Below are 14,950 nucleotides of genomic sequence, written 5' to 3'. Positions count from 1 at the left end.
ATCTAGGGTCGGATCCCGTGGTGGCACCCCCGGACGACGACGTCGACGTCCCGCGGTACTGGCGGGAGCTGGGGCTGCCCGGCCTGGTCGACGTGCACGTGCACTTCCTGCCCGAGCGGGTGCAGGCCAAGGTCTGGGCGTACTTCGGCCGGGCCGAGGAGCACTACGGCGCGGCCTGGCCGATCACCTACGCGCTGCCGGTCGAGGAGCGGCTCGCGGTGCTGGACCGGCTCGGCGTCCGCGCGTTCTCCACGCTGCCCTACCCGCACCGGCCGGGCATGGCCGCCTGGCTCAACGACTGGTCCTCGCAGTTCGCCGACGAGCACCCGCAGGTCCTGCGCTCGGCCACCTTCTACCCGGAGCCGGAGGCGCCGGTCTACGTGGCCGAGGCGCTCGACCGGGGCGTGCAGGTGTTCAAGGTGCACGTGCAGGTGGGCGCCTTCGACCCCCGCGACCCGCTGCTGGAACCGGTCTGGAGCCGACTGGCCGAGACCGGGACGCCGGTGGTGATCCACTGCGGCTCGGGACCACTGGCCGGGCGGCACACCGGCCCGGAGCCCATGGCCGGGTTGCTCGACCGGCACCCGAGGCTGCAGCTGGTGATCGCCCACCTCGGCATGCCCGAGTACCGGGAGTTCCTCGACCTGGCGGAGCGCTTCGAGCGGGTGCACCTGGACACCACGATGTTCGCCACCGACTTCACCGAGCGGCTGATGCCCTTCGACCGCGCGGACCTGCCACGGCTGGCGGCGCTGCGGGACAAGGTGCTGCTCGGGACCGACTTCCCGACCATCCCCTACGCGTACGCCCACCAGCTGGCTGCACTGGATCGACTCGGGCTGGGGGAGGAGTGGTTGCGCGCCGTCCTGTGGCACAACGGCGCGCGGCTGTTCACGATCGGGTCGTGACCACCCCGGAGATCCGCTTCACCGCCGCCGTCCTGGGCACGCCGGACCCGCGTGGCCTGGCCCGCTTCTACCGCGACCTGCTGGGCTGGCCCATCCGCGACGACACCGACGACTGGGCGACACTGCGCCCGGTCGGCGGCCCCGGGCTCTCCTTCCAGCTCGAGACCGAGCACGTGCCACCGGTCTGGCCGCCGGAACCGGGCACCCAGCAGATGCAGACGCACCTGGACTTCGAGGTCGGCGACATGGCGGCGGCCTGCACGCACGCCGAGGCGCTCGGGGCTCGGCGGCTGGGTGGCTACCGGGACGAGGACGAGGACGTGGCGGTCTTCGCCGATCCCGCGGGCCATCCCTTCTGCCTCTTCACGCCGTTGCGATGACCGGCCTCACGACCCGCCCGCTCACCCTGGACGACGCGGCCGCGGCGGCCGAGCTGCTCCCGCCGCCGAACCGGTCGACGCCACCGGCGAGCACGAGGACGCCGCCGACCTCGCCGAGTGGTGGGGCAGCGAGCTGGTGGACCTCGACCGCGACGGCCGGGCGGTCTGCGCCGACGACGGCCGGCTCGTCGGCTGGGCGACCGCCATCTCCTCGCCGGGTGTCCGAGACGCCTTCCGCGTGTGGCTGGAGGGCCGGGTCGCCCCCGACTCCCGGGGACGGGGGATCGGCGGGCGGCTGCTGGACTGGCAGATCGCGCGGGGGACCGAACAGCACGCCGCGCTCGAGCCCGAGGCGTCCGCCCGGCTGGTCGTGCACGTGCACCCGACGATGGGCGCGCTGGAGGCGCTCGTCCGGCGGCGCGGCTTCACCGCCGAGCGGTACTACGCCGTCATGCGCCGGCCGCTGACCGACCTGCCGGAGCCGCGGACGGTGGCCGGCGTCGAGCTCGTCCCCTTCACGGCCGAGCGCGACGAGGACGTGCGCCGGGCACACAACGCCTCGTTCACCGAGCACCACGGCTCGGTCGAGCGCGACGAGGTCGCCTGGCGGAACTGGTTCACCGGGCAGCGGGCGTTCCGCCCCGACCTGTCGGTGCTGGCGCTGGCCGACGGGGAGGTCGCCGGTTATGCGCTCGCCTACGTCGTCGAGGCCGACACCCGCGCGACCGGCGTGCCGACGACGCACCTGGGACAGATCGGGGTGCTGCCGGGCGCCCGCGGGCGCGGCATCGCGTCCGCGGTGATCGGCGCGGCGCTGCGGGCGGCAGCGGCGGCCGGCCTCGAGCGGGCCGCCCTCGACGTCGACACCGAGAACAGCACCGGCGCGTTCGGGCTGTACGAGCGGCTGGGTTTCCGCACCGACCGCACGTGGACCTCCTGGGCCCTGCCACTCCGCCCGGTCCGCGGATGACCGGGCCGGTCACGCTGCGGCCGGCAGCGGAGGGAGACCTGGACCTGATCGAGGCGGCCGAGCGGGCCTACATGGAGGACGTCGAGCCGGCCCACCTCGGGGACTGGACCCGCGCGCTGGACCGCAACCGGGCGCTGTGGCGCACGCTGCTGCCGACCACCACGGTGCTCGAGCTCGCCGGGCGGCCGGCCGGGTTCGTCACGTGGCGGCCCGACGGGGACGCCGCCCTCGTCACCACCGTGCAGGTGCTGCCGCCCGCGCGGCGCCGGGGGCTCGCCCGGCGGCTCCTGGACGCCGTCGACCGCGACGCCGCGGCCGCCGGCTTCGCGGAGGTGCGTCTCGGGGTGCACCGCGACAACCCGGCGCGGGGCCTCTACCCGGCCGCCGGGTTCGAGCCGGCCGGGGAGGACGGTGAGTACCTGCTCCACCGGCGGGCGGTCGGCGGCGCTCAGTAGGGTGCGGCCCATGGTCAGCGCCGATCAGTCCGCCCCCGCCGTCGACACCGCCCTCGCCAACCGGGCGCACCGGGCCACCGAGCCGCTGCACAACCACCTCTACTTCGCCCCCGAGCAGGACGAGCACCTCAGCGCCGTCGGGCTGCGGCCGGGGCGGATGTGCTACTTCGCCGGCCGCGCGGCCCCCATGGGCGCCGTCGGCCCGGGCACGGTGACGGCGACCTTCTACAACTTCTCCCCGGCGATCGTCGCCCGCCACATCCCGCGCGCCTGGACGCTGGCCGGCCCGGAGCAGGTGATCGCCGCCCGGCTCGACGCCGCCCGCGCCTCCCTCACCCGGCTGCTCGGCGACGCCGCCGGCTCCGCGGAGATCGAGGAGCTGGCCGGGCTGCTCCGCGAGGCCTGCTCGGTGCTGACGCCGGAGGGGCGCCCGCTCTACGCCGGGCACGCGGACCAGCCCTGGCCCGAGGAGCCGCTGCTGCAGGCCTGGCACGGCGCGACGCTGCTGCGCGAGCACCGCGGCGACGGTCACATCGCCGTCCTCGTCGGGCACGGGCTGTCGGGCATCGAGGCGCTGCAGAGCCACTCGGCGACCGGCCGCGGCTTCACCCCGGCCGCCGCCCAGGCGCTCCGCGGCTGGACCGACGAGGAGTGGGCGGCGTCCCTGGCGCGCCTGGCCGAGCGGGACCTGGTCGTCGACGGCGACCTCACCGAGGCCGGCCAGCAGCTCCGGGCGCAGGTCGAGGCCGAGACCGACGCGCTCGCCGTCGAGCCGTGGGCGCACCTGGGCGCCGAGCGGACGACGCGCGTGGTCGAGCTGGCCAAGCCCCTGTCGGCCCGGATCGCCGGGGCGGGCGCATACCCGGACGGCGTCTTCGGCAAGTGAGCCAGCGGCTGCCGGGGGCCGCCGACGACGGCCCGACGGCGGACCTGCTCCGCGTCCGGCGTGGCGGCGAGCTCAGCGATCTCGACCGGCTGCTGCTGCACAGCCCGCCCGTCGCCGAGGGGTGGAACGCGCTGCTCGGTGCTCTGCGGTCGGGCACCACCCTGCCCGCCGACCTGCGTGAGCTGGTGGTGCTGCGGATCGCCGTCCTCAACGGCGCGGCGTTCGAGTGGGCGGCGCACGAGCCGATCGGACGGCGCGCCGGCCTGACCGACGCGGACCTGGACGCGCTGCGCCGGCCCGACGGCGCCGGGGCGTGGTCGCCGGTGCAGGCCGCCGTCCTCGCCTTCACCGACGCCTCCACCCGCGGGGTCGCCGTCCCGGACGAGGTGTTCGCCGGTGTGCGGGAGCACCTGGACGACCGCCGCCTGGTCGAGCTGACCGCGCTGGTCGGGGGCTACGCGATGGTGTCCCGGTTCCTCGTGGCGCTGCAGGTGCCGCCGCCGGAGGGCGAGATCGCCGGCTGAACAGCGGGTGACGGGGGAGTGATCTCCGTCCTGACCGGCGGCTGAGACGCCCGCGGCGTGTCACGATGGACGACGGCCCGCTCGACGCCGGCCGACCGACCCGGGAGGAGGACGCGCATGCTCACCGAGCCGCCCAGTCCCAGTCCCGAGGTCCTCCCCGCCTGACGCTGCCGCGCCGCGTGCGGAGGACCTCCGCTGCGTCCTGTCGCACCAGCGTCCCGGGAGTCCGTCATGGTCGAACGTCGCCTCGCGCCCCTCACCGCCCTCACCACGCTGCGCCGCCCGCGCGCCGAGGTGGTCCGCCGTCCCCTCGCCGTCCCCGCTGAGCCCGAGCCGGCCACCGAGCGCCCCTCACGGATCGTCGACAACGCCGTCTACGCCGGCGGCCGGCGGGTGGCCACCCCCGACACGGCCGCCGACAGCCACGAGTGGCTGACCGAGGGCTTCGACGACCGCATGGTCTGGCTGGGCCTCTACCGGCCCGAGCCCGCCGAGCTCGGGGAGCTGGCGGAGCAGTACGGACTGCCCGAGCTCGCCGTCGAGGACGCCATCCAGGCCCACCAGCGGCCCAAGTTCGAGCGCTACGGCGACACCCTGTTCGTCGTCCTCAAGGCCGCGCGGTACCTGGACGCCACCGAGGAGGTGGAGTTCGGCGAGCTGCACCTGTTCCTCGGCCGCGACTTCGCCGTCACCGTGCGGCACAGCGAGTCGCCGGACCTGTCGCGGGTGCGGCGCCGGCTGGAGAGCGAGCCGGCGCTGCTGGCCAAGGGCCCCGAGGCGGTGCTGTACGCGATCCTGGACGCCGTCGTGGACGGGTACTCGCCCGTGGTCGCGGGCCTGTCCAACGACATCGACGAGATCGAGGTCCAGGTCTTCGCCGGTGACCCGGGTGCCTCGCGGCGCATCTACGAGCTGTCGCAGGAGGTGCTGGAGTTCCAGCGCGCCGCCGCACCCCTGGCCGGCATCCTCGGCGCCATCACCGCCGGCTTCGAGAAGTACGGCGTCGACGAGGAGTTGCGCAGCTACCTGCGCGACGTCGCCGACCACGTCGCGCAGGTGATCGAGCGGGTCGAGGGGTTCCGGCTGCAGCTGCGCGACATCCTCACCGTCAACGCGACGCTGGTGGCGCAGCGGCAGAACGAGGAGATCCGCGAGCTGACCCTGACGAGCATCGCGCAGGGCGAGGAGGTCAAGAAGATCTCGGCCTGGGCGGCCATCCTCTTCGCGCCCAGCCTCGTCGGCGGGGTCTACGGCATGAACTTCGAGCACATGCCGGAGCTCGACTGGCGGCTGGGCTATCCGTTCGCGCTGGTGCTGATGCTCGGGGTCAGCGTCACCCTCTACGCGATCTTCAAGCGCCGCGGCTGGATCTAGCGCGCCGTCCGTCCCGGCGTCCCTTGCGGTGTTTCTCGTGCTTCTGCGGCGCTGCAACACCGCGGGTCGAGCGGGAACACCGCAAGAGCTGGCGTCGGCACCCCGTTGGGGGTGTTCCTCGCGCATCGCTGGTCCTGCAGAACTCCCAATGGACGAGCAACACCCGCAACGGGTGCCGGGCAGGGACGGAGGAGACGTACCGGCGTCCCTTGCGGTGCTTCTCGTGCTCGTGCGGCGCTGCAACACCGCAGATGGGCGAGAAACACCGCAAGAGCTGCGCCGGCGGGGCGATCGCGACGCAGGCGGCGGCGAGGCGCGGGAACACCGGGCTGGACGCAGCCGTTACCCTCGATGCATAACTGCACAGGGGGTGATTGGTCTCGACTGCGGTCGGGTGACCAGGGGAAGCGAGCCGAGGAAGGCAACGATCATCTCGTTAACGATCCGTTGCACAACACACAAGCGCCGATTCCAATCAGCGCGACTTCGCTCTCGCTGCCTGATAGCAGCTAGACGAGTCTGTCAGCCCGGGTTCGTCATCGACCCGGATCCTGGCATCAGCTAGATGACTCACCGCACGCACCGGTCGCGGATGCGTGTGGGACACCACACAGCGACTGGGCCCGTCACGTCGACCTGTTCGCGGGATCGACGGGGCCGAGTAGAGGCACAGCGGACTGCGCTCGGAGAAGCCCTGGTGATGCGTCGTAGGACGCGGGTTCGATTCCCGCCACCTCCACCCCTGAACACGAGAGCCCCGGTGCGGACGAGAGTCCGCCCGGGGCTCTCGTGCATCCGGACGGCGACCGGCAGACTCCGAGCCCATGACCGACGACCCGGCGGCGCAGCTGCGCGCCACGCTCCGTGCCGACCTCCGCGCCGCGATGAAGGCGCGGGAGAAGGAGGCCGTCTCCGCGCTACGGACGGCGCTCGCGGCCATCGACAACGCCGAGGCCGTCGAGGTCGCCCCGACGGCTGCGGAGGACGGGAGCGCGCACGTCGCCGGCGCCCGTGCGGGGGTCGGTGCCACCGAGGCCGAACGCTGCACCCTGTCGCTGGCCGAGGTCCGCACGCTGCTGCGGCAACAGGTCGACGAGCGGGACACCGAGGCCGCGCGCTGGGAGGTCGACCGCCCCGACGCGGCGGCCCGGCTCCGGGGCGAGGCCGATGCCCTCCGGGCGTACCTGGCCACGTGACCTGTCAGTCCAGCACGGATACGGAACGTCGGCGAGCCGGAGTCACCCGATGGGCGGCATCCGGTCGGTTCGCCGCGCTCCCGCGGTCCGTGCGCACCTAGCTTCCGGCCCATGACCGCGATGCTGCGCCGCCGCGCCCTCCCCGTCGCCCTGGGCGGAGCGCTGCTCCTGTCCGCCGTCTCCGGCTGTGCGGAGGAGGACGACGGCGAGGCCGCTGCGCCGGCCTTGGAGTCGTCGGCCCCGGCTCCCGAGGACACCCCGGCGACCGACGACGACCTGGTCGCCGGCCTGCTCCCCGAGGACGCGTTCGGACCGGCGGCCACCGTCACCGACGTGGACGTCCGGGAGCTCTCCGCCTCCGCCTCCGGTGCCGGCGTCCTGCCGCAGGGCGTGACCCTGACGCCCGCGGAGTGCACCGAGGGGCTGGGCAAGATCCAGCCCGACCCGGTCAAGTTCGACGCCGTGGCCGGGCGGTCCGCGGAGACGCCCCGGACGCTGACCGTCCAGATGCTGCTCGAGGACGGCGAGGTCGAGGCCGGCTCCGCGGCGGACTTCGAGACCTTCCTCGACCGCTGCTCGCACGTCGACATCACCGCGCCGGACGGCACCACCGGGAGCCTCGACCTGCGGCCGCTGGAGATTCCGCAGGTCGGCGACGTCACGCAGGGCGTCGCCTTCACCGTGACGGTCGGCACCCCCGACGGGACGGGCGCGGCGGTCAACGCGCTGATGGCCGTCGCCGTCGAGGGCCGGCGGATGGTCTTCCTCTCGCAGGTGGCGCCCGACGGTGCCGCGCTCGACGAGGCGGCGTTCAGCGACCTGTTCGACCAGGCCTACGAGGCGCAGGGGGACGTCTAGCCCGCAGCCGGGCCGGCCCCGCCGTCCGCGGCCGGGGCCGGCCCGTCCACGTTGACGACCGCCTCGCCCGACCCGGCCCGCACGACGACGAGGGTGGACTCGACCTCGGCCGGGTTCAGCTCGCGGTGCACCGCGTGGGGCGGCACGTAGAGGAAGTCCCCCGCGGTCGCCTCCAGCACGTCGGCGCCCCCGGGTCCGAACTCCATCCGCAGCGCGCCGGAGACCACGTAGATCGTCGACTCGTACTCGCCGTGGTGGTGCCAGCCGGAGGCCACGCCCGCGCCGGTCGTGACGTGCCCGGCCCACATCCCGCCGGTGGCGACGGCCTCCTCGCGGTGCATGCCGGGGGTCGGGTGACCCTCGCTCCGGTCCTCCGGCCGCACCAGCCGGACCTCATCGCTCACCGCAGCCTCCGTGTGATCGCGGACGGCCCGAGGGTTCTCCCGGCCGCCCGCCCGCACAAGCCCCCGGACAGCACCCGGACGGGCCTCAGTCCCGGCGGCGGTGCCGGTCGACGAAGCGCCGCCGCTCGGCCGCCAGCTCGACGTCCTCGGGAGCGGTGCCGCCGAACCCGCCGTGCGGCATGGCCTCGCCCACGTGCAGTTCGGCCTCCACCCCGGCCGCCCGCAGCCTGCGGTGCATCCGCACGGCGTTGGAGAGGAACAGGTCCCGGGTGCCGGCCTGCAGGAAGGTGGGCGGGAAGCCGGTGACGTCGGCGAACAGGGGCGACAGGTGCGGGTCGGCGAGGTCGGCGCCGGCGGCGTACAGCCGGTTGACCTCCAGCAGGGGGCCGAGCACGTTGTCGAACGCCAGGTTGGTGGTGAACGAGTCGCCGGACTCGGTGAGGTCCAGCTCGGGGGTGTTCAGCACCAGGGCCGCCGGCATCGGCAGGCCCTCCTCCCGAGCCCGCACCACGAGCGCGGCGGCGAGGTTGCCGCCCGCCGACGCCCCGCCGACGACGACGTCGGCCGGCTCGCGGACCTCGAGCAGCGCCCGGTAGACGGCGACGCAGTCGTCGAGGCCGGCCGGATAGGGGTGTCGCGGCGGCATCCGGTAGTCGACGCCCCAGGTGGTCAGACCGGTCGACATGGCCGTCATGGCGGTGAACGACCGGCACAGCTCGCCGCCGCCCATGATCAGTGCCCCGCCGTGGACGTCCAGGTAGACCGGACCGGCGTCGTCCGGGGTCCCCGGCGGGCGGGCGACGAAGGTGCGCACCCCGCCGACCTGCCGCTCCTCCACGTCCACGGGGAAGGCGTCGGCGGGGAACCGCTCCTGCAGGGAGGCGTCGCTGGCGGCGACCAGCCGCTCCCAGCCCTCGACGTCGTCCTGGGCGGGCCAGTCCGCGGCCACCCGGGGGACGGCGAGGACCTGCCGGGCCGCCTCGCTCACGCTGGACGGGAGCGGTACCGGCGACTGCGCTGTCTCCGTCATGGGTCGTCTCCTGACTCCGGCACCCGGTGCGGGCACGCGGGCCATCCTGGCGGGCCGGCGAGTGCTGTGGCACCCCTGCCGGAAACCGGTCGACGGCGCAGCACCCGGCTGCCAGGCTCGGCCGGGTGCAGCGCATGGTCCCCATCGCCCCCGGCACCGAGCTCTGGGCCGAGGAGCGCGGCGACCCCGCGGGGACACCGGTCCTGCTGGTCATGGGCGCCAACGCCGGGGCCCTGACGTGGCCGGACGAGCTGGTCGACGCCCTCGCCGAGCGGCACCGCGTGATCCGCTACGACCACCGCGACACCGGGCGCTCGACCCGCGCCTTCGACGTCCGCCCCTACGCGATCCGCGACCTGGCCACCGACGCCGTCCGGCTGCTCGACGGGCTGGGCATCGCCCGGGCGCACGTGGTCGGGATGTCGATGGGCGGCACGCTCGTGCAGCTGCTGCTCCTCGACCACCCCGACCGGCTGCTCAGCGCCACCGTCTTCGCCACCTCGGCGCTCGGTGCCGGGCTCGCCGACGCCGACGGGAGCAACGGGGCCGACCTGCCCGGTGTCGACCCCCGCCTGCTCGAGTTCTGGGACTCGATGGGGGAGGAGCGCGACGAGGCCGCGGAGCTGGACTGGCGGGTCGAGCACTGGCGGCTGCTCAACGGCGACGTCGTCCCGTTCGACCCGGCGGAGTTCCGGGCCCTGGAGGAGCGGGAGATCGCCCACGCGGGCACGGCGGTGTCCTCGGCCGCGCACGCCCTCGCCGACCAGTCGGGGCTCGACCGGGGTGCGGAGCTGGCCGCCGTCCGCGTGCCGACGCTGGTGATCGAGGCGCCGGCGGACCCGATCAACCCGCCGCCGCACGCCGCCCACCTGGCCTCGGTGATCGGCGGGGCCCGTCTGGTCACCGTGCCCGGCATGGGCCACGCGATGGGCCGCCCCGTCGTGGCGCCGCTGACCCGCCTGATCGCCGAGCACCTCGCCGCCGTCGACGGGAACTGAGCCCACCGGTACCACCGGAACTCGCTACGGTGCCTCGGGACGGCGTCGGCAGCGGAGAGGGAACTCGACATGGCACAGCTGGACCTGCGGGTACGGGTGCTGGGGCGGCTGCTCCGGCGGGCCAACTCCATCTCGCGGATGGACGACGAGCAGATCCGCAAGGCCCAGCAGACCGTGATCGGCCACAACCCGGTCCTCGACCTGGTGCTCGGCGGGGTGGCGGCGGGCGTGCGGATCACCGAGGACACCGCGGCCGGCGAGACCGGTCCGCTGACGATCCGCGTGTACCGGCCGGAGGGCGCCTCGGGTGCGCTCCCGCTGGTCGTGAACTTCCACGGTGGTGGCTGGGTGCTCGGCTCGCTCGACATGGCCGACTGGCTGTGCAGCAACGTGGCGCGCAGCGTCGGTGCCGTCGTCGTCTCGGTCGACTACCGCCTGGCGCCGGCGCACCGCTGGCCGGCCGCGGCGGAGGACAGCTACCGGGCGCTGGTCGACATCGCCGCGCGGGCGGCCGAGTTCGGCGCCGACGGCGAGCGGCTCGCGGTCATGGGCGACAGCGCCGGCGGCAACCTCGCGGCCGTCGTCGCGCTGATGGCCCGGGACCGGTCGGGCCCGCGCATCTCGCTGCAGGTGCTGCTCTACCCGGCGACCGACATGACGTTCGCGAGCCCGTCCATCACGGAGAACGCGGACGCGCCGATCCTCAGCGAGGCCGAGATGGTGGCCTTCCGCGCGCACTACCTCGGCGACCAGAACGCCCGCGACCCCTACGCCTCCCCGCTGCTCGCCCGCGACCACAGCGGCCTGCCCCCGGCGCTGGTGCAGGTCGCCGAGCACGACCCGATCCGCGACGACGGGCTGCGCTACGCGGCCGCGCTCGAGGCGGCCGGCGTCCCGGTGCGCACGACGACCTACGTCGGCATGCCGCACGGCTACCTGTCGTTCCCGAAGATCTGCCGGAGCGCGCCGCAGGCGCTCGGCGAGGTCTGCGCCGAGCTGCACGCCGCCCTGGAGCCGCAGGCCCGCGCCGACGACGGGCACCCGACCCGGCGCGGCGAGGTGCTCGCCGGCTAGCGGCGGCTACGCCACCCGGCTCAGACGCCGGTCGTGCCGTCGATCCGCTCGCGGATCAGATCGGCGTGGCCGGCATGGCGGGCGTACTCGGCGACCATGTGCGAGTAGATCCACCGGAGCGTCACCGCGCCGCCCATGAAGGGGCTCGTCGAGTCCAGCGGGCGCGGGGCGCAGTTCTCCCTCGCCTGCGCGACCTCGGCCGCCCAGGTCGCCCGTGCGTCGGCGACCGTGGCGCCGGGCGCGAGGTCGAAGCCCCCGTCGGGGCCGGCCGGATCGGCGTCGGGGTCGTGGATGGGCGGCACCGGCTCGCCCAGCAGCACCCGGCGGAACCAGTTCCGCTCCACCTCCGCCATGTGCTGGAGCAGCCCCAGCAGGGTCAGAGGTGACGGCGGGACGGCGGTCTCGCGGGCCTGCTCGTCGGTCAGTCCGTCGGTCTTCGCCACCAGCGTGGCGCGGTAGAAGTCGAGCCAGCCCTCGAGGGTGGCGCGCTCGTCGGCGTCGAGCGGGGGCATGGCGCGGTCGGGACTGGTCACGGGCGTCGATGCTGTCACCGGCCCCCGACAGCACCGACGGGCGGCCGATCTGCCGGTGCCGCAGGATCCCGGTGTGCCGATGACGACGTTCGACGCCCCCGCCGGCCCGCTCCCGGCCTACGCCGCCACCCCGGACGGCGAGGGTCCGTGGCCCGGGGTGGTCGTGGTCCACGACGCCTTCGGCATGACCGACGACCTCCGGCGGATCACCGACCGCTTCGCCGCAAACGGCTACCTGGCCATCGCGCCGGCGCTGTTCCGCCGGGGCAACCGGCTGGCCTGCGTCGTGACGACGCTGCGGTCGGTGGGGAAGGGCTCGGGCCCGGCGGTCGACGACGTCCTCGCCGCGGCCGCGCACCTGCGCGCCGACGACCGGTGCACCGGGAAGGTCGGCTCGGTCGGGTTCTGCATGGGGGGCGGGTTCGCTCTCCTGACCGCGCCGAGCGGGGTGTTCGACGCCGCGGCGCCGAACTACGGCATCTGGCCCGGCAACCGCGCGGAGCTCGCCGCCGCCTGCCCGACGGTCGCCAGCTACGGCGCGGCGGACCGCATGCTGCCGGACGCGGCTGCCGAACTCGACGCGCAGCTCACCGCGGGCGGGGTGCCGCACGACGTGAAGGAGTACCCCGGCGTCGGCCACTCGTTCATGAACGACTGGGGGACGCCGTGGCCGCTGCGCTTCGTCGAGCGGACGGCCGGGCTGGCCTACTCCCGGCCGGAGTCCGAGGACGCCTGGGCGCGGATCCTCGCCTTCTTCGGCGAGCACCTGCGCTGACCGGCGCGGCGGCTCACCAGGAGCCGCCGCCCCCGCCGCCGGAACCGCCGCCGACGCTGCCGCTGCTCCCGGACGAGGACCCCGACGACGAGGACGACGGGGCCACGCTGGTGCGGCCGCAGCCGGTCAGGAACACCGGGCCGTAACCCGCGTAGTACAGGTACGGGTCGCGCCGGCGCCCGGCCGGGACCGCGGCCGTCCGCGCCAGCTCCGCCCACCGGTCGGCCTCGCCCAGGGCCATCGCCCACGCGGTGTAGCGCCCGACCTGGCCGGTGGCGACGGCCGTGTCGATCGCGGCCTGCGGCGACCCGGCCAGGTACTGCCGCAGCGACTCCACCTGCAGCCAGGCGGCCGAGCCCTCGGGGGTCAGCACCCGCAGCTCCCAACCCCGCAGGAACGCGGCGGCGCCGATGCCCGCGAGGACCCCGCCGACCGCGGCCAGCAGCAGCGGGACGGCGACCGAGTCCCCGGCCAGCGCCGCGCCGCCCAGCGCGATCGCGATGCCGACGACGCCGACGAGCAGGCCCAGCCACTGCACGCGCCGCGCCCGCTTCTCCGAGGCGACGTCCCACAGGCCGGAGGACTTCTGCTCGGCCTCCAGCACCTCGCCGACCTGCGTCCACCCCGCGGCGAACGCCGGGTCGTAGCTGCCCAGCGCCAGCCGGTCCCGGCCGGAGAAGGCCTGGTCGAGCACCGTCGCGGCCACGCCCGCACCCGCGGCCCGCCGCACCAGCACCACCTGGTCGGGCAGCCCCGGGTCGCTGGTCAGCTCGACGGCGCCCGTCGCCGCCTGGTCGAGCAGCCAGGCGGCCCGGTGCCGGTCGGCCACCGACCCGGCCAGCAGCACCCCGCCGAGCGCCGGGCCGACCGCGACCGGCAGTTCCGGCGACGGAGTGGCGGCCGCGGCGAGCTCGTCGAGGTCGATCCGCGCGTCGGCACCGGTCGCGGCCGCCGGCATCCCGGTCGCCGGGAGCCGCTCCCGCCCGGCACGGCGCAGCAGCCGGAGGGTGCCCAGCCCGGCGAGGAGGGCCAGCGCCCCGGCCACCGCGCCGACGGCCAGCGGATCGGCGCCGGGGGGCGGCGGCGCGGCGGCCGGGGGCCGGGGCGGCTCCGGTGTCGCGTCGCCGGCCGCACTCTCGGCCGCGTACACGGTGACGCCCTCCCCGGCGGCCAGGTCCGACGCCCGGACGACGAGCTCCCCGGAGTCGCGCACGGAGATCGCGCACCGGTCGGTGGACCCCTCGCTGCCGCGCACGCAGCGCCGCGGCTCGAGCTGGGCCGCCGCGACGACGTGCACCTCGACCTCGTCGATCGGCACGTCCCACCCGGTGCCGACGGCGTCCCAGGCCAGCTCGCCGTCCGCGGTGACCTGCGTGAGCGAGTAGCTGATCGTGTAGCGGTGCTCGCCGGAGACCGTGGTGTCGGGGTCGCCGACCCGGATGAGCGTCGTGCCGTCGCCGGGCTCGATGCTCACGTCGTCGGGCGCGTCCGGCGAGGAGACCTCGACCGGGGCGTCGGCGTCCAGGTCGGGGACCTCGCGGAGGACGCCGTGCCGGTCCTCGGCGCCGAAGTCGTAGTCGATGACCTCGACGACGCGGGCGCTGCCGTCCGGGGCGACCGTGGCGGTGATCCACAGCCGGGACACCCGCTCCTCGCCGGCCAGGGCGGCGACGACCGCCGCCACGCCGGCGAGGACCACCGCGACGAGGACCACGAGCGCGAGGCCGGTGCGGCGGCGCCGGCGGACGGCGGGGGAGGACGCGGATGCCATGCCCTCCTCTTACAGCACGGATGTCCCGGGAACGGGCCGCCGGACCGTGACTGCGGCCGATTCGTCCCCGGGTGCGGGAGCCGGTCCGGCGGCTCCGCTCGGGGCGGCGACGCTCAGCCCGGCGGCGGGGAGTGGTGCTCGTGCTGCACCAGCCACCGGTCGCCGTCGCGGCGCAGGCCCACCGTCAGCCGGATGGGGAAGCCCTCGCTGCCCGGGGCGCCGATGGTGATCAGCCCGTACGCGAACGCGACGTCCTCACCGGCGACGACGGTGAGCGCGGAGACGTCGAACTGCCCGCGGCCCTGCGCCTCCCAGAACAGCTCCCAGCTGGCCCGGTAGGCGGCCCGGCCGGCCACGACCGCCGGTGGCACCACGTCGAACAGGACGACGTCCACGTCCCGTCCGGCGACCGCGCGCTCGGCGTCCGCCGCGCGCACCGCCTCCGCCCACTCCGCCAGCGCCTGCCGCACGTCCTCCGTCGGGTCCATGGCAGAGGTGACTGCTGTGAACGGCGGATGTCATCGCGCCCCACGCCTCCCTCGAAGGGGTCGGTTCGTGTGTCGCGGCTGGAGGTGCACCGGCGCCCTGCCGATCCCCTGGGTATCCGACGAGGGGAGCCGGTCATGTACGACACGGCATGCAGGGCAGTGGCGCAGGCGGGCACGGTCGCGGCGACGGCGTCGCTGGACTCGGAACAGCCCTGGCCGCTGCTGCTGGTCGCCGGCTGGCTGACCACCGCCGCCGACAGCGCGCTGGCCGCCGGTCACCTCGCCGACCTCGAGGCCGCGTTCGCCCTCTGACCCCTTCGGGGCGC

Annotated in this window: 18 protein-coding genes and 1 other RNA gene; 14 read left to right on the top strand and 5 right to left on the bottom strand. The window is 75.3% G+C overall.

Annotated features, from left to right (window positions below; all coding sequences use genetic code 11):
• Window positions 1–17: 17 nt before the first annotated feature.
• From N555_RS0111190 to N555_RS0111150, 10 genes are all read left to right on the top strand, one after another.
• Entirely contained in the window at window positions 18–908 is an 891-nt protein-coding gene (locus tag N555_RS0111190) for an amidohydrolase family protein (RefSeq protein ID WP_029431574.1), read from the top strand.
• The gene (locus N555_RS0111185) at window positions 905–1,288 is read left to right on the top strand and encodes a VOC family protein (protein WP_034509842.1); all 384 of its coding nucleotides are present in this window, start codon (window positions 905–907) and stop codon (window positions 1,286–1,288) included. The genes N555_RS0111190 and N555_RS0111185 overlap by 4 nt, the downstream gene beginning before the upstream one ends.
• Window positions 1,289–1,424: 136 nt before the next feature.
• Window positions 1,425–2,258: a GNAT family N-acetyltransferase gene (locus N555_RS25875; protein WP_051683956.1), complete on the top strand. Its 834-nt coding sequence runs from the start codon at window positions 1,425–1,427 to the stop codon at window positions 2,256–2,258.
• Entirely contained in the window at window positions 2,255–2,713 is a 459-nt protein-coding gene (locus N555_RS25870; protein ID WP_034509839.1) for a GNAT family N-acetyltransferase, read from the top strand. Before N555_RS25875 ends, N555_RS25870 begins: the two co-directional genes overlap by 4 nt.
• A gap of 10 nt (window positions 2,714–2,723) precedes the next feature.
• The gene (locus N555_RS0111170) at window positions 2,724–3,599 is read left to right on the top strand and encodes an SCO6745 family protein (protein ID WP_029431571.1); all 876 of its coding nucleotides are present in this window, start codon (window positions 2,724–2,726) and stop codon (window positions 3,597–3,599) included.
• A complete protein-coding gene (locus tag N555_RS0111165; RefSeq protein ID WP_197028970.1) occupies window positions 3,596–4,123 on the top strand; it encodes a carboxymuconolactone decarboxylase family protein in 528 nt (175 codons plus the stop codon). Before N555_RS0111170 ends, N555_RS0111165 begins: the two co-directional genes overlap by 4 nt.
• A 231-nt stretch (window positions 4,124–4,354) precedes the next feature.
• Window positions 4,355–5,497, top strand: coding sequence for a magnesium/cobalt transporter CorA (gene corA / locus N555_RS0111160; RefSeq protein ID WP_029431569.1), 1,143 nt, complete (start codon window positions 4,355–4,357; stop codon window positions 5,495–5,497).
• A gap of 366 nt (window positions 5,498–5,863) precedes the next feature.
• Window positions 5,864–6,239: a transfer-messenger RNA gene (gene ssrA / locus N555_RS27415) on the top strand.
• A gap of 82 nt (window positions 6,240–6,321) precedes the next feature.
• The gene (locus N555_RS0111155) at window positions 6,322–6,693 is read left to right on the top strand and encodes a GatB/YqeY domain-containing protein (RefSeq protein WP_029431568.1); all 372 of its coding nucleotides are present in this window, start codon (window positions 6,322–6,324) and stop codon (window positions 6,691–6,693) included.
• A gap of 111 nt (window positions 6,694–6,804) precedes the next feature.
• Window positions 6,805–7,551 carry a hypothetical protein gene (locus tag N555_RS0111150; RefSeq protein WP_029431567.1) on the top strand — a complete coding sequence of 249 codons (747 nt, stop codon included), beginning with the start codon at window positions 6,805–6,807 and terminating at the stop codon, window positions 7,549–7,551.
• Here the strand turns inward: N555_RS0111150 and N555_RS0111145 are convergent.
• Both N555_RS0111145 and N555_RS0111140 read right to left on the bottom strand, forming a co-directional pair.
• On the bottom strand, window positions 7,548–7,955 hold the full coding sequence (locus N555_RS0111145) for a cupin domain-containing protein (RefSeq protein WP_029431566.1): 408 nt from the start codon (window positions 7,953–7,955) through the stop codon (window positions 7,548–7,550). The genes N555_RS0111150 and N555_RS0111145 overlap by 4 nt on opposite strands.
• An 85-nt stretch (window positions 7,956–8,040) precedes the next feature.
• The gene (locus N555_RS0111140) at window positions 8,041–8,985 is read right to left on the bottom strand and encodes an alpha/beta hydrolase (protein WP_029431565.1); all 945 of its coding nucleotides are present in this window, start codon (window positions 8,983–8,985) and stop codon (window positions 8,041–8,043) included.
• 134 nt (window positions 8,986–9,119) lie between these two features.
• Here N555_RS0111140 and N555_RS0111135 point away from each other — a divergent pair, with 134 nt between their 5' ends.
• The gene (locus N555_RS0111135) at window positions 9,120–9,983 is read left to right on the top strand and encodes an alpha/beta fold hydrolase (RefSeq protein WP_231502717.1); all 864 of its coding nucleotides are present in this window, start codon (window positions 9,120–9,122) and stop codon (window positions 9,981–9,983) included.
• Window positions 9,984–10,052: 69 nt separating this feature from the next.
• Complete coding sequence (locus tag N555_RS0111130; RefSeq protein ID WP_051683954.1) at window positions 10,053–11,057, top strand: alpha/beta hydrolase; 1,005 nt, start codon at window positions 10,053–10,055, stop codon at window positions 11,055–11,057.
• Window positions 11,058–11,077: 20 nt separating this feature from the next.
• On the opposite strand, the gene N555_RS0111125 is transcribed toward N555_RS0111130, so the two are convergent.
• Complete coding sequence (locus tag N555_RS0111125) at window positions 11,078–11,590, bottom strand: DinB family protein (RefSeq protein WP_029431562.1); 513 nt, start codon at window positions 11,588–11,590, stop codon at window positions 11,078–11,080.
• Between the two features lie 79 nt (window positions 11,591–11,669).
• Here N555_RS0111125 and N555_RS0111120 point away from each other — a divergent pair, with 79 nt between their 5' ends.
• The gene (locus N555_RS0111120; RefSeq protein ID WP_029431561.1) at window positions 11,670–12,365 is read left to right on the top strand and encodes a dienelactone hydrolase family protein; all 696 of its coding nucleotides are present in this window, start codon (window positions 11,670–11,672) and stop codon (window positions 12,363–12,365) included.
• A 13-nt stretch (window positions 12,366–12,378) separates the two neighbouring features.
• Here N555_RS0111120 and N555_RS0111115 read toward each other — a convergent pair whose 3' ends face one another.
• On the bottom strand, window positions 12,379–14,136 hold the full coding sequence (locus N555_RS0111115; RefSeq protein ID WP_029431560.1) for a DUF2207 domain-containing protein: 1,758 nt from the start codon (window positions 14,134–14,136) through the stop codon (window positions 12,379–12,381).
• A 113-nt stretch (window positions 14,137–14,249) separates the two neighbouring features.
• Window positions 14,250–14,624: a YybH family protein gene (locus tag N555_RS0111110; protein WP_029431559.1), complete on the bottom strand. Its 375-nt coding sequence runs from the start codon at window positions 14,622–14,624 to the stop codon at window positions 14,250–14,252.
• A 135-nt stretch (window positions 14,625–14,759) separates the two neighbouring features.
• On the opposite strand from N555_RS0111110, the gene N555_RS28285 reads away from it, so the two are divergent.
• Window positions 14,760–14,936 (top strand): hypothetical protein, encoded by a 177-nt coding sequence (locus tag N555_RS28285; RefSeq protein WP_197028969.1) that lies wholly within the window; start codon window positions 14,760–14,762, stop codon window positions 14,934–14,936.
• Window positions 14,937–14,950 lie beyond the last annotated feature (14 nt).

The organism is Blastococcus sp. URHD0036, assembly GCF_000701365.1.
Lineage (GTDB): Bacteria > Actinomycetota > Actinomycetes > Mycobacteriales > Geodermatophilaceae > Trujillonella.
This window is presented reverse-complemented; position numbering and strand designations above follow the sequence as displayed.

What these genes read in the sequence shown, in the direction of transcription:
- N555_RS0111170 (WP_029431571.1), top strand. Translation starts at nt 2,724, where the DNA reads ATGGTCAGCGCCGATCAGTCCGCCCCCGCCGTCGACACCGCCCTCGCC.
- N555_RS0111155 (WP_029431568.1), top strand. Translation starts at nt 6,322, where the DNA reads ATGACCGACGACCCGGCGGCGCAGCTGCGCGCCACGCTCCGTGCCGAC.
- N555_RS0111120 (WP_029431561.1), top strand. Translation starts at nt 11,670, where the DNA reads ATGACGACGTTCGACGCCCCCGCCGGCCCGCTCCCGGCCTACGCCGCC.
- corA (WP_029431569.1), top strand. Translation starts at nt 4,355, where the DNA reads ATGGTCGAACGTCGCCTCGCGCCCCTCACCGCCCTCACCACGCTGCGC.
- N555_RS0111115 (WP_029431560.1), bottom strand. Translation starts at nt 14,136, where the DNA reads ATGGCATCCGCGTCCTCCCCCGCCGTCCGCCGGCGCCGCCGCACCGGC.
- N555_RS0111135 (WP_231502717.1), top strand. Translation starts at nt 9,120, where the DNA reads ATGGTCCCCATCGCCCCCGGCACCGAGCTCTGGGCCGAGGAGCGCGGC.
- N555_RS0111150 (WP_029431567.1), top strand. Translation starts at nt 6,805, where the DNA reads ATGACCGCGATGCTGCGCCGCCGCGCCCTCCCCGTCGCCCTGGGCGGA.
- N555_RS25870 (WP_034509839.1), top strand. Translation starts at nt 2,255, where the DNA reads ATGACCGGGCCGGTCACGCTGCGGCCGGCAGCGGAGGGAGACCTGGAC.
- N555_RS0111110 (WP_029431559.1), bottom strand. Translation starts at nt 14,624, where the DNA reads ATGGACCCGACGGAGGACGTGCGGCAGGCGCTGGCGGAGTGGGCGGAG.
- N555_RS0111140 (WP_029431565.1), bottom strand. Translation starts at nt 8,985, where the DNA reads ATGACGGAGACAGCGCAGTCGCCGGTACCGCTCCCGTCCAGCGTGAGC.
- N555_RS28285 (WP_197028969.1), top strand. Translation starts at nt 14,760, where the DNA reads ATGTACGACACGGCATGCAGGGCAGTGGCGCAGGCGGGCACGGTCGCG.
- N555_RS0111130 (WP_051683954.1), top strand. Translation starts at nt 10,053, where the DNA reads ATGGCACAGCTGGACCTGCGGGTACGGGTGCTGGGGCGGCTGCTCCGG.